The organism is Bacteroidales bacterium, from assembly GCA_035342335.1.
Lineage (GTDB): Bacteria > Bacteroidota > Bacteroidia > Bacteroidales > JAGONC01 > JAGONC01.
Genome location: DAOQWY010000006.1, coordinates 92,846 through 107,016, shown reverse-complemented (window position 1 = coordinate 107,016; position 14,171 = coordinate 92,846). Strand labels below are relative to the sequence as shown.

Below are 14,171 nucleotides of genomic sequence, written 5' to 3'. Positions count from 1 at the left end.
TATTTAGAATTAATAATTAAAGCTAATCTGATTTCTGCTTCTGTTTAATAGAAAATGGAGGCGACGTCTTTCTTGTCTCCCTGAATCACGCTATCATTCAGGTATACCGTTGATTTCTCTTCAATCCACATCAGGTGTTTGATATCACGGAACTGCATCCGTTGTGCCTTGATCGTTCCACCGCCGTATTCCGGTTTTTTCCGGTAGGCCGTCATTCCGTACATACAACCAGAAATGCTGACATCCGATAAATTCAATACCGACAGGTCCTTGGAAGCCACCCCTTTGTCGGAATCAACGATGATGCAATTGCTCACCGTCAGCGTTGATTTCTCTCCGCAGCTGATCCCCTTGTCGCCGGCATTGATCACATAGCAGTCGCTGATCTCAATGGTGCTGCCTGAAAAGTCGATGGCGTCATTGGTCAGTTGCATGAACCGGCAGCGTAGCACCTTTCCCGTACAGAAATCACTGTCGAATGCATCTCCGAAGGTGTTCCGAAACGTCACGCTGTCGGTCAGAAAATCAGAACGGATGATGTTCAGGGCATCTTCACAAAGGTTATCACGAAAAACGCTGTTATGGATATCCACATCCGATTCATAGAAATTGACAGCTCCGGTCAGTGTCCATCCTTTATAATCCAACGTGTTCAGATTTTCAAAAACAGTATGCCGGACCTGGCATCTTTCCCCCGTCTGCAGCACGGTAAATCCCATGGCTGAAGAATCAGAGGAAGTTATCCGTACGGGCTCTGTTGCAGTCCCCTGCATGAACACGGGGGAATAGGATATGAAACCTGCCCGGTTGCGGATATCCAGCGTACAGCCCGGCTCAAAATACACCCTGTGCCCGGCCGGAACGACCAGATATTCATTCAGGTCGTGATACCCTCTTTTAAAGATCACCCGATCCCCTTCGATAACAAAAGAAGTATCCCTGGCAAAAACACCCAACTGTACCAACTCCCTTCTCGGGTTTCCCTCTGTCGGGTATGGCCAGGGGTTGACCGGGACAACGTAGGTCTTCTCACGTCCCTTTACCCAGAAATAAAGAAACTGAACAGCCGTGTCGGATTCAATGAGAGCAGACTGGTCTTTGCCGGAAACAAAGGAAGGTATGGTGAAGCCGGGAGCGACAGGATAACGTAACCGGTCGGGACCCTTACCTGTTCCCAATAAAAGGATATCGTGCGTGTAATTATTGAAAACCCGTACCCAGGCGGTCCGGCCTTCAGTTTTTTCCATATAGGCCTTTATGTAATGGGGTGGAAAAAGATCGTGAAAGGCGGTATCATATTTTGTCTGGACCCTGAAGTTCTTCAAGAGCCTGGAAGCGTACTCCGGATCCTCGCTGACCATTTTTTCATACCGCACCAGGCCTTCACGGACTCCCGCAGCACTCTTTAAAAGAAACTGACGGTCATACCGGTAATAAGGAAATTCCTTACGGATCGCTTCCTCGTATTCCGTAAGTTCAGGATCAATGGATCGCAAGAACGTGCTGATAAAATCCTCCGAAGAATATTTTTCAAGATAATGAATGTATAGCTTTATAAATTGCTGATCCTGAAATAGATAAAAAAGAATCAGCTGGTGTGGCTCTATATCGGATTTACCAAATTTATCGAATTCTCCTAAAAACGCCTGGTTACCGATAGGCAAAATCGGACCGTGCGTATATCCGTCAAAAACAATGGGTTCCAATTTGCAGAGCACGGGATTATAATACAGCCGCTGGTTGTGCCAAGGAATGGCGTGCCAGGCCTGGGTTACATCGCATATGGCGTAGTAGCGGGCCAGTTTGTCGAGGTCAAACAGCTCCGAAGGAGGCTGAAGGGTGTTTTTGAACTCGTAGGCAAGATTCTGGGCAATCAGGAACTCAGCCTTGAGGGTTGGGTCTTCCACGGTCCGGTTGACATTGAACGGTTCAATGACCGATGTTTCGAAACAGGGCAGCATATGATACCGTTTCGTCAGGTAGGCGACCTGTTGAATAGCCCAGAAGGCTTCTTCCGTTAATTTCAGGATCGGTCCTTCCCTGCGATTTCTGGATTCAACCAGGTGCTTTTCGAAATGCTCTTCGTAAGCATACAGGCCAAGGCTTCTTTCTTTGAAGTAGACCGGAATGAATTCATAGGAGGTGTTCAGAACATCCTCCTGGTCGCATAAACGATGAGCTGTCCACTCGCTCAGAAAATCGCGTGCCGCCGGTGTTTGTATGGAAAAAGTACGCATATGTCTCCAGCTGTATTCCTTTCTAAGCTTGATCCTGAACGACCATTTCTCACCGTACAAATGATCGAGCCAGTCGCCTTTCAGGCGGACCCTGGCTTCCATCATATCCCCGTTTTGACCGAAAAACAGGATCCCCGGAACCCAGGATGAGGCATCTGTTTCGAGAACACCCTGTTCGAAAGCCTTCATTCTGTCGCGCTCTATGGTGATCAAATCCACCGAATCGATGAACAGGCGCAGGGGACTCTGGCTGTATTCGGGATAGTGTTTCCCGGAGGATGAAAAAATATGCAGGTCATCAAAATAGACCGTGGCCGTATCCGGGTTCCAGACATAGATGACCATTTCCGCCTCACTGATGGTCGGTGGTATGAAGAATTCGAGCCGGATGAGTTCCCAGCCGCCGGAGTCAGCCTCCACCACCATCCGGGAAGCCTGGTAGAATTCGTTATCCAGGATATCGGCCACCAGAACGCCGGCATCTTCAGGTCCTTTTTTCCATACCCTGAGATCAAAATACTCATCGGCCGACACTAAGGGAAGGGTACATTTCAAGCCATACTGTTCATCGGGTGTCAGCTTAATGGCAAACTTCCCCGAATGAGACTCCCCGGTAGTCCGAAGATGAGCACTGCCCAACCGGTAGCTGGTATCTGTCGTAGAAAACGATACCCCATCGGAAGTGATACCTTCCAGGTCACTAAAAAAGTCCCTCCCCGGATTGACTTTTTTCTTTTCCATGCACGATATCAGCGAAAGAATCATAAAGAGCCCTCCGATAACCTGGAGGAATCTTCTTGTCCGCTCTAGATAGTGATCAAAAAGAAACATTTGTACTTTTGTAGAAGGTGAATCCCGTTATCCTGCAATTGCAAAAGTACAAATTTTTAGAGAAACGGGCAGTTTTCGCCTCTATCCCATGCATCCGAACACAAAACACATTCCCCTGACGCTGCTCCTGTGCTTCCTGCTGACTGCCGGCCTGGCTCAGGGGCCGGCCGGTAACACTTACGGGGGCCTGCTGAATGAACAGGGGATCTGCTTTGACCTGACCAGCGACAACGGATTCATACTGACAGGAAACACCAGGAGCAAGGGGGCGGGAAGCAATGATATTTACCTGGTGAAGGTCAACCCGTTCGGGATGGTGGAATGGGATCTGCCCTATGGCATCCTGTACCAGGATTTCGGGATGTGGGTGGAGCAAACCAGCGATATGGGTTATATTGTAACGGGCTATAAATGGGGACAGGGATACGGAGGAGAGGATGTGGTGCTGCTCAAAACAAACGCATACGGGGAACAGCAGTGGAAAAAGTACATCGGGCACCAGCACCGCGACCAGGGATTCTGCGTCAGGGAACTTGCCGATGGGTATGTCATTACCGGTCACAGCCTGAGTTTCTCTGAAGATGGGGACATCTACGTGGTACGGACGGATGCCGGAGGGGAGGTGATCTGGGAAAAGAACCTGGGAACGAACCAGATTGACTACAGCTATGGGATCACTCCCACGCAGGATGGCCAGTTCATCCTTGCCGGAACCTCCGGCGGATTTTACAACGTCGACCTGACGATTTTCCGGATTCCGGATGCGGAAGCTTTGCTCGCAAGGATCGACGATCAGGGTGAACTCGTATGGCAAAAATTTTACGGCGGCGATGGGCACGACTGGTTCTGGGCGGTAAGGCAGGCTCCCGAAGGAGGGTATTACTGCCTGGGTTCCACGCAGAGTTACGGAGAAGGAAGTTTTGACATGTACCTTGTGAAAATTGACGAAACCGGGGAAGAGCTCTGGTTCAAAACCTTCGGTGGCAGCCAGTTCGACTACGGACAATCGCTCGAGGTAGCCCCTGACGGAAACCTGTACCTGTTAGGAACCACCCGGAGCTTTGGACAGAACGGTTCCACCGATCTGTACCTGGTCAAAACCGATCCGTCGGGCGAAAAGATCTGGTCATTGGTGATCGGGGGTGATTTCACTGATTACGGACATTGCGCCAGGGCCACACCGGAAGGAGGATGCGTCATCCTCGGGGATTACCAGTGGGCGGATGAAACAAAAGACATATACCTGATCAGGATCGACAGCCTGGGAAATATCATATCACTGGGCAGCAATGACGATCTGTCCAGCGGGGATAACCTCTGGATCTATCCGAATCCGTTTTCGCACCAGGCCACACTGCTGGTCAAAGACAGCTCAGCCCTGAAGGGATTTGATCTCAGGATATACAACCAGAATGGCCAGCTTGTGGAAATAGAAGAAGATTTACAGACTCAGATCGTCCCCCTCCGGCGGAATCAATTGGAGTCCGGTGTTTATATCATACAGATATCCTTTCCCCGCACTCCGGGAAAAGTACTGAAGGGAACCTTCATCGTCTATTGATCTTTCGCTGTTGCGAGAGCAAAAGGCTGTCGAGATTGTGGAACTGATAGGTCATTGTTCGTCCGGGCAGGGCATATTCGAAGATCAGCACCTCATCCCCCGGGGATTCGTTCAATCCGACACCCATAAAATGGATCCCATCCTGTGAATCCATCAGAAAGTGCTGGCCCCCCATATCTCCAAGGATGCAGATCACTTCAATCCCCCTGTTTTTCACCTCCACCAAGCGGGGATAGATTGCATTGACAAAGCTGCTGCCGGGCGAATCGCAGTTGGCGTTCCAGTATTTGAAATCGCTCTGTGCGTAGGTCGCCGGGTTTGGTAAATTGGGTACCCCACGCCAGATACCATGGTGCATGATCAGCACCAGGTGTGAAGATGACCCAATGGTGTCACACACATCCATGATGATCCGGTATTGCTTCTCCACATTGTCACAATCGGTAGGGACGAGGTTCGTATTCATTACGATGGCGGTGATCCCCTGGAGGTAATGGGTGAAATATGTGTCGCGCCCGGTGAATTCTTTGAGCCATTCGTAATTGCCGTTCCTTGCATCGTGGTTTCCGAGCGACCAATAGGTAGTAGGGCTGCCCAGGTCGAAAAGGGAATCAATGTACTGGATGGTGGAATAGAGCAGGGTGGCCTCGGAGCACACATCCCCCCCCAGCCAGATTCCCTGGAATCCAGACATATCCAGCTGTTCAACCCTCGGGTCGATCTTGTTGCCGGCCGTATAGAACTTATAGATGTGCCCCATAAAAAGGTACCGAAGGGTGTCGGGCGCCTGGCCGGATACAATGCCCTGGATCCCAAACAGGGTGGAAAGCAGGATTGCGGTTATCTTACTGTTTTTCTTCATTCAGCTTTTTATCCACCATCCAGACGGCGTCCAGATGGATCATTTCATCGACAGAGATGTTCCTTTTGGAGGCTTTTGCTTTGATTGTCTCCATCCACTCCTTGTTGTTACGGATATCCCGTTCCGCTGTCAGGATCAGGGCTGCCCTTTTGCTGGCCGCCTGCCTGCCCTCAACCGTGATCAGATCGTATACCTGGTCAGTAAATCCAAAATCAAATTTGGATAATGTTGCATCAGTGGCCATTAAAATGACAAAATCGGCTGATTTCAGTTCACCTGCAATATCCAGGTCTTTCACCATCTGATCTTCGGGGTAGGCACCGTGCGCCGCCTGAAAATAATACCAGAATTTATCCTGAGCGTAAATTTTCTGCGTGATGGCATTCCCATGCAGGATCCAGTAATAACTGTCGGCGATGGTAATGACCACCGGTTTAAAAGTAGAAGTGTTTTCCCTGAAGCAGAACTCAGGATAAGGCATTGTGTAATGCGGAACACCGAACAGCAGGTTCATTCCGCTTGCAATGTCATTGTCGGGTTCCTGCAGGTCATTCGACATCCTCACGTCCGTCCAGCCAAAATCAACCATTTCCTTACCCTTTACCCGCTCCATGTACCTGACAATGGAATCCATGAACAGGCCCGCGCCATAATGGCTCCAGTGAATCCCTGTCTTTGGGTAAAGCGGATACGGTGAGCTGTCCTTCATCCGGGTGAACCAGTGGTTGGCATCGAAAAAACGGATCCTGTTTTCTTCCAGCTTTTTCATCAGGTATTCCTGGTTAGTGGTGTCCTTTTGCCAGGGTTTAAATTTATCCGGTATGTATTCCGGGAAAAAGGTGCCTTTTCCGGGGGCAAAGACCACCAGAAGGGTTGTTCCGTTCCTGTCGAGACTGTCGCTGATGGCCTTCAGCTTTTGAACGTAACGGTCCCATTTGTCGGTTCCTGTAAAATCCCTTCCAAGGGTTGCCTTGATGTAAAAGACCTCATAAAGATAGCCTTTTTTTCCGAGAATGACATCTTGTGCCAGGGCCAGGTTGAAGCACGAAAAAGCGATCTGGTTGTTGATCCTGACCAGCAGCGGGCGGAATCCAAGATGCTGCTCATAGTAGGCATTATAGTCCTCCTGGAATTTGCCGGTAAAATAATCACGAAAGGAAAAAACAGGTTCTTCCGCCAGTACATAGGATCCCTGGAGGGGTTTTATGCTGAACACCGGGAGTGCATGCTGGAATAAAGGCAGGAAAAGAGCCACGACGATGACAACATAGAGGATGTATTTTACCCTGGCCATCGGATCAGAACCTGAAATAGATAAATGGATTGAAACCCTGGGAGGTGATGGAGCTGGCGCTGATGATCAGCAGTACCAGGCCGGTGGCTGCCATCACCAGAATGGCCCTGTCTTTCTGTTCCTTCCCAAAAACCCGCACCTGCCACGCTTCAACGGCAGGAAAACCTCCAAAGAATGCAAACAGTGCTCCAAGTGCCAGCATGGCAAAGAACCTGGCATCAAAGGCGAATCCGGCAGCGGTGAAATCAAAGGCAAACATCTGCCGGAGGTACGTCCAGGCTGCCGGAAGGCTTTCGGCCCTGAAGAAGACCCAGCCGATCAGGGTGATGAAGAACGTGATAACGATACTGGGTATTTTGCCGATCTTTTTATAGACCTTCAGCAAAAACAGCCGGTCAAGGACAAGAAAAGTCCCGTGAAAGGCTCCCCAGACCACGAAATTCCATGCTGCCCCGTGCCAGAGGCCGGAAAGAAGGAAAACCAGCCATAGGTTAAAATACATTCTTTGGGTGGAAACGCGGTTTCCGCCCAGGGGTATATACAGGTATCCCTTCATGAACCGCCCGAGGGTCATGTGCCAACGGCGCCAGAATTCAGAGATGCTCTGCGAAATGTATGGATTGTTGAAGTTCTCAGGAAATTCAAACCCGATCATCCGGCCAAGTCCGATGGCCATATCCGAATATCCCGAAAAATCGTAATAGATCTGAAATGCATAGGTCACAACACCCATCCAGGCCAATGGGGTGGTCATCTCGGCAGGGGCCAGGGCAAAAATTTTATCTACATATTCCCCGAGCACATTGGCGATGAGTACTTTCTTGGCAAGTCCAACGGCAAACCGGAAAAAGCCCGTCAACCGGTTATCGACCGTTTCATTGGCCCGGCGATCGGTGATCTGATCGGCAATCTCCACATAGCGCACGATCGGGCCTGCGATCAGCTGGGGAAACATCAGGATGTACATGGCAAAATCCCATACATTTTTCAGCGGAGCATGCACATTTCGGTAAACGTCAATGGGGTAGGTCACTTTCTGGAAGGTGAAAAAGGAAATGCCAATGGGCAAAGCCACTCCTGTCCAGGCAAATTCATTGACCCCAAAACCCTGCAGGATGGAGTTCAGGTTTTCGACAAAAAAATTAGCATACTTGAAATATCCAAGAAGGGCAATGTTATGGATCACGGAAAGGGTAACGATCTGTTTTCTTTTCTTTCCGCTGCTCCTGTGCATCCATTGGACCAGGTAGAAATCCACAACAATGGATCCCAGCACGATGAAGATGAAGGTAGGGGCTCCCCAGGCGTAGAAAAAAATACTTGCAGCAAGCAGTACGATATTTTTATACCGCTGATCCGTCAGGAAGTAAACCAGTAAAAAAAGGGGAAGGAAATAAAAAAGAAAAAGGCTGCTGCTGAAGACCATATCCGTAACTTCTAAAACTCATCCTCGTCGTAGTTCTTTTGGCTGCCCGTACCCTGTCCGCCAGTGCAGTCAAGATCCACGGAAATCGGATTCAGGGGTTTTTCAAAATCCCCTGTGGAAATATGCAGGTTTGGGTCATTGTAGATCTTTTTCATATAAATTGCCCAGATGGGCAGTGCGGTATTGGCTCCCTGCCCGAGCGACAATGTCCTGAAATGGGCTGCGCGGTCCTCGCAGCCGGCCCAGATGCCCGTCACCAGTTCCGGTGTCATGCCAATGAACCAGCCATCCGACTGATTCTGGGTGGTGCCGGTCTTACCGGCAATAGGATTGGTGAATTTATACTTGTAGCGCAGGCGGATGCCGGTACCGGTTTGAACGACACCTTTCATCAGTTCGATCATCAGGTAGGCCGTTTCTTCGCTCATGGCCTCATTGATCCGGGGGACGAACCGCTCCAGCACATTTCCGTAACTGTCTTCAATGCGTGTAATAAAAACCGGCTCGATGTAAACGCCTTTATTGACAAATGTGTTCAGCGCGCCCACCATTTCATAAAGTGAAAGATCCGCAGATCCCAGGGCGATCGAGTAAACAGCCGGAATGTCGCTGGTCACGCCCATTTTCCGGGCGATGGTGATCACCGCTTCCGGCGAATAATTCTTCATCAGAAAGGTGGATATCCAATTGTTGGAATGGGCCAGGGCCTCCTTCAGGCTGATCATCTGCCCGGTTTTATAATGGGATGTATTCTGGGGTTCCCACAGACTGCCGTCGTGCAACTGAATGCTGTATTGAATATTCGGAACCTCTGTACAGGGTGAAAATTGCCCCTCCTGCATCGCCAGGGTATAAAGAAAGGGTTTGAAGGTGGAGCCCACCTGGCGTTTGCCCACCGTAACATTATCGTACTGAAAATATTTAAAATCAGGTCCTCCCACATAAGCCCTGACAAAGCCAGTGTTTGGTTCAACCGACATCAGGGCCGCACGGTACAGGAATTTATAATACCGGATCGAATCCAGGGGGCTGAGGATCGTATCAAAAGGACCGTCCCAGGAAAAAACTATCATTGGAACGGGGGTGTTGAAAATCAGCTGGATGGAGTCGTCCGGTTTGCCTGCTTCCTTCAGGTTCCGGTAGCGGTCGCTGCGGTACATAGCCTGAGTCATGAGCTTATGGATTTCCGCCTTGGGGTCGGAATCAGGAAAGACAAAGGGAGCGTTTGGAATATTTTTCCAATGCTTGTAAAAATCTGGCTGTATCGATTTACTCAGATGCTCGCGTACCGCTTCCTCGGCATAGGTCTGTAAAACTGAATTGATGGTGGTGTAGATCTTCAGCCCATCCTTGTACAGATTGTAGGCGGTGCCGTCGGTTTTTTTATGTGTTTCGCACCAGTCGTTCAACCTGATGCGGATCATCTCCCGGAAGTATTGGGCAATGCCGCTGGTATGGTCGAGGATCATATAGTTCGACATATCGATCGGCAATTGCCTGAGGGAGTCGAACTGATCCCGTGTGATGAAATCGTATTTTGCCATCTGGCCCAGAACGGTTTCCCTGCGCTGTGCCGCCCTGTCGGGGTGGCGTACCGGACTGTAAAACGAGGGGGCCTTCAGGATGCCGATCAGCAGGGCCGATTCCTCTGCGTTCAGATCGATGGGCTCTTTATTGAAAAACGTTCGCGATGCCAGCCGTACACCGAATGCCTGACTGCCAAAAGAGACCGAGTTCAGATACATTGCGGCAATCTCCTCTTTCGTATAATTACGTTCCAGCTTGGTGGCCGTCACCCACTCCTTCAGCTTGAAGAGTACCAGTTCACCCTTGTTGATATTGGATTTGCGCGGAAAAAGATTTTTGGCCAGCTGCTGGGTGATCGTACTTCCACCTCCACGGTCCTGCCTGGTCAATATCCCGAACGCCACACGGAAATTTGCCTTGAAATCAATCCCGGAATGGCGGGAAAATCGTATATCCTCCGTGGCGATCAGGGCATTGATCAAATGGGGGGATATCTCCCGGTAGGCAACATTGGACCGGTTCTCAATATAATAGGTCCCCAGGATTTGCTGATCTGCCGATATAATTTCTGATGCCAGGTTGCTCTTCGGATTTTCAAGCTCCCCGAACGAAGGCATAAATCCAAATCCCCCGAGGGATATGATCAGAAAGATCAGGAAGATCAACAAAATGATGGAGGCGTAAATGAGCCAGAAGTTCCTGATATAGGTTCGGTAGTTGTTCGTTGCTTGCTTTGCCATAGTTCCAGGATTACCTGCCGGAATCAATACCTTTCAATTCTCAGTCCCACATCGTGAATCCCTTTGAGCTGTTTCTCACGCATAGCCTGTTCAATGCGGAATACATAGGTTCCTTTCCGGGGAAGATGGATCATTTTTCTGAACGGAAAACGGTTATCCTTTATTTTCCCCAGACCCTTGCCCGACCATTTTCCGGAAGGATCTGCCAGAATGTACTCCACCGTATCCCTGTACAGCTGCCCATCCGGAAAACGGGTCTGGACAAAAAAGAAGATGTTGCTGAACGGGTAATCATTTGTGTGCCGGAGATGGATATACAGGTTGTAGATGGAAATCGTGTCATTGATCTCCACCTGAAACTCCTTACCATCCCTGGGCATCCATCCGCCCGCATCGATCCGGGCATTCTGGTCATAAACACGATTCCGGTCACAGGAACCTATGGTCAAAAAAACAATGCTGATAATCAAATATATCCCTCCGCTATTCCTCATATCTCCCTTTGTCCCTTTGTGCCTTTGTGCCTTCTTTAAATAACCACCGAAATCTCCTCCCCGGCATCAAACCGCCTTAAATCATCCTGTCCGACTGCGTTTTCAAAGTCAACCTTGCGCTCTTTGATCTTTGCAAAATCTTCCAGCTTGTCAGGATAAAGTCCCTTCATGTTGTTTTCGATGATTTCACGTACTTTATCAACGGGTATGGCCAAAACGTTATTTTGATCAGCAACGTAAGAATACCACATGATCTGGCTAAAAACATCGGTTTTTTGATGGATGGCCTCGCCTTTCGTGGTCTTGAGGATGATCTCGTTGTTGGGAAATTGTTTCAGGGCATCAACATACACTGCATATTCATAGCTCAGGCAGCATTTCAATTTCCCGCACTGACCGGCAAGTTTCTGGGGATTGGGGGAGAGTTGCTGAACCCTGGCCATGTTTGTACTAACCGACCGGAAATCGGTAAGCCAGGTTGCACAGCACAGTTCCCTGCCGCAGGTGCCGATGCCTCCCAGGCGGCCGGATTCCTGGCGAACGCCGATCTGGCGCATTTCGATCCTCACTTTAAAACTCTCTGCAAGCAATTTGATCAGTTCCCTGAAATCCACCCTTTCATCAGCGGTATAATAGAAGATGGCTTTGGTGCCGTCGCCCTGGTATTCCACGTCGTTAAGCTTCATCTTCAACCCAATCCTGGAGACAATGTGACGGGCGTTGTGCATGGTTTGATCCTCCTGCCCGACAACGCTGATCCATTTCTCAATATCGGAAATCCTGGCTTTACGGTATACTTTTTTTAGTTCTTCAGAGCCAGGATTGACGCGTTTTTTACGCATCTGCCAACGTACAACCTCACCCGACAGGGTCACGATGCCAATGTCGTGCCCCGGAGATGCTTCCACCGCCACGATATCGCCCGCATGGAACCAGGCGCCGTCAGGTATCCTGTAGAAATCCTTTCTGCTGTTTTTAAAGCGAACCTCTATGCAATCAAAAGGCTCCTGAGTGTCAGGAAGTATAAGGTCTTTCAGCCAGTCATAGCTGTCCAGCTTGCTGCAGCCATGGGAAAACCGCCCCTCATTTCTGTACTGCAGCTGAGGAGGTTGACAACATCCACGTGAAAGAAAGGTTTGATCCGGGTTGTTCTTTGTCTGCTCTTCCATGGAACTAAGCTTGAGCCTGCAAAAGTACAAATTAAACCGATTGTTGCTGTTCAGGCTTCATTTTAAGAAGTTTGCCGAAATTTAAGGAAAGATCCATGAACAGAAAGGATGGGTTGGCATTTCGTTCGATATGAAAAAGGGCACGGTTGAGCTCCTCTGTAATGAATACACCATTCACCTGGTGTATGAAAGGTGCAAAATTGACTGCAAACGCCTTTTCCTCCGGATGAAGCCGGGAGGAATCCTGGCCGGTATAGGGTAAAAGAAGGCACTCACGAATGAACCGCAATGCATAGTGAAGAAAACTCTTTTGCCGTTCCCTGCCCTGTGAGGCGATCGTTTCTGTAAATTCAGCAAGACCCGCCACCTTCTGCTGGTAGCATAAACGCATCCATTGAGCGAACCTGTTGAAAAGATCCACGTCCATTTGTTCCGCTGCTATCCTTCCGGCCAGGATCATGTTGCCATCAACCTGCCGCACCAGTGAAACCAGTTCTGATGCCGGCATTCCCAACCGCCTTCTTAAAACCTCCAGAACCGCCTGATCATCAACCTTCAGGAATTTCACCGGTTGCGTCCGTGACAAAATCGTGGGAATGATCTGATCGTGATTTTCGCTGATAAGGATAAAGAGGGTTTTGTCAGGTGGTTCTTCCAGGATTTTAAGGATTTTAGGGGCTGCCGAGTGGAACAGTTTCTCCACCATCCAGATGATCATTACCTTGTATTCTGATTCATAGGCTTTATAATTCAGGGCCTTAACGATCTCGTTGCAGTCATCGGCGTTGATGATCGCCTGTTTGTTCTCGATGTCGATCTTCTCATACCAGTCATTCAATGAAACGTAGCACCCCTGGTTCAGCAGTAATTCGCGCCATTCTGCAAGAAACTCCCTGGTGACAGGGTTTTTGGAGACTTTTTTGGTAACGGCCACTGGTATTACAAAATGCAGGTCAGGGTGAATCAATTTTTCATATTTGATACAGGAGGGACAGGATCCGCAGGAATCTTCCGGGGTTCTTGCACGGCAGTTGATGTACTGGGCATAGGCAATGGCCATCGCCAGCTTGCCGGCTCCCTCGGGTCCGAAGAACAGCTGTGCGTGACTTATACGGCTCTCCCGCACTGTCTGGATCAGGCGGCGCTTGATGTTATTCTGACCAGGGATTGAAGAGAATTTCATGAATTGTCAATTGTCAATTGTCAATTGTCAATTGTCAATCCCATCGAACATTGTACATTGACAATTAACAATCGACAATTATACCGTCTTCTGGCCGCAGACCTTGGCTTTCCAGAACTCCCGGTTCATGCGGGCAATGTTGGTGATCTTGATGCCTTTGGGGCATTCGGCTTCACAGGCATACGTATTGGTGCAGTTACCAAATCCCAGTTCATCCATTTTGGCCACCATGCGTTCAACGCGCCGTTTGGCCTCAACCCGTCCCTGGGGAAGCAGGGCAAATTGTGAAACCTTGGCCGAGACAAAGAGCATGGCTGAAGCATTTTTGCAAGCTGCCACGCAGGCCCCGCACCCGATGCAAATGGCCGAATCATAAGCCTCATCAGCGCTCTCTTTCGGGATCTTAGTCGCATTGGCCTCCGTGGCCTGTCCCGTATCGATCGCAACATACCCTCCGGCAACCAGGATCTTCTCCAGCGCGGTACGGTCAACGATCAGGTCCCGGATCACCGGAAAAGGCCTGGCACGCCAGGGTTCTACAACGATGGTCTGCCCGTCCCTGAACTCCCGCATGTACAGATGGCAGGTCGTGACCAACTTCTGGGGACCATGCGGATGACCGTTGATATACAACCCGCAGCTCCCGCATATTCCTTCCCGGCAATCATGCTCAAACGCTACGGGCATTTCTCCCTTTTCCACAAGGGTTCCGTTCAACGCATCCAGCATTTCAAGAAAAGACATCTCGGGAGATACCGTATCCATTTGATAGGTGACAAACTTCCCTTTCGCCCGGGCATTTGGCTGGCGCCATATTTTAAGCCTTACGTTCATGGCTGATTTGCTT

Annotated in this window: 10 protein-coding genes; 1 reads left to right on the top strand and 9 read right to left on the bottom strand. The window is 49.6% G+C overall.

What is annotated here, in order from left to right:
* Positions 1–44: 44 nt before the first annotated feature.
* Entirely contained in the window at positions 45–2,978 is a 2,934-nt protein-coding gene (locus PKI34_04820; protein ID HNS17128.1) for a right-handed parallel beta-helix repeat-containing protein, read from the bottom strand.
* A gap of 178 nt (positions 2,979–3,156) precedes the next feature.
* Here PKI34_04820 and PKI34_04815 point away from each other — a divergent pair, with 178 nt between their 5' ends.
* Positions 3,157–4,629: a T9SS type A sorting domain-containing protein gene (locus PKI34_04815; GenBank protein HNS17127.1), complete on the top strand. Its 1,473-nt coding sequence runs from the start codon at positions 3,157–3,159 to the stop codon at positions 4,627–4,629.
* Here PKI34_04815 and PKI34_04810 read toward each other — a convergent pair.
* The 8 genes from PKI34_04810 to PKI34_04775 form a co-directional block, all read right to left on the bottom strand.
* Positions 4,616–5,491, bottom strand: a complete 876-nt coding sequence (locus PKI34_04810; protein ID HNS17126.1) for a hypothetical protein — start codon at positions 5,489–5,491, stop codon at positions 4,616–4,618. The two genes, PKI34_04815 and PKI34_04810, sit on opposite strands and share 14 nt — an antisense overlap.
* On the bottom strand, positions 5,475–6,785 hold the full coding sequence (locus PKI34_04805; GenBank protein HNS17125.1) for a hypothetical protein: 1,311 nt from the start codon (positions 6,783–6,785) through the stop codon (positions 5,475–5,477). Before PKI34_04805 ends, PKI34_04810 begins: the two co-directional genes overlap by 17 nt.
* Before the next feature lie 4 nt (positions 6,786–6,789).
* Positions 6,790–8,211: an MBOAT family protein gene (locus PKI34_04800; GenBank protein ID HNS17124.1), complete on the bottom strand. Its 1,422-nt coding sequence runs from the start codon at positions 8,209–8,211 to the stop codon at positions 6,790–6,792.
* Between the two features lie 11 nt (positions 8,212–8,222).
* On the bottom strand, positions 8,223–10,478 hold the full coding sequence (locus tag PKI34_04795; protein ID HNS17123.1) for a transglycosylase domain-containing protein: 2,256 nt from the start codon (positions 10,476–10,478) through the stop codon (positions 8,223–8,225).
* A 23-nt stretch (positions 10,479–10,501) separates the two neighbouring features.
* On the bottom strand, positions 10,502–10,972 hold the full coding sequence (locus tag PKI34_04790) for a gliding motility lipoprotein GldH (GenBank protein HNS17122.1): 471 nt from the start codon (positions 10,970–10,972) through the stop codon (positions 10,502–10,504).
* A gap of 35 nt (positions 10,973–11,007) precedes the next feature.
* A complete protein-coding gene (gene ricT, locus PKI34_04785; GenBank protein HNS17121.1) occupies positions 11,008–12,141 on the bottom strand; it encodes a regulatory iron-sulfur-containing complex subunit RicT in 1,134 nt (377 codons plus the stop codon).
* A gap of 31 nt (positions 12,142–12,172) precedes the next feature.
* Positions 12,173–13,324, bottom strand: coding sequence for a DNA polymerase III subunit delta (locus PKI34_04780; GenBank protein ID HNS17120.1), 1,152 nt, complete (start codon positions 13,322–13,324; stop codon positions 12,173–12,175).
* Positions 13,325–13,402: 78 nt separating this feature from the next.
* The gene (locus PKI34_04775; GenBank protein ID HNS17119.1) at positions 13,403–14,158 is read right to left on the bottom strand and encodes a succinate dehydrogenase/fumarate reductase iron-sulfur subunit; all 756 of its coding nucleotides are present in this window, start codon (positions 14,156–14,158) and stop codon (positions 13,403–13,405) included.
* Positions 14,159–14,171: the final 13 nt, after the last annotated feature.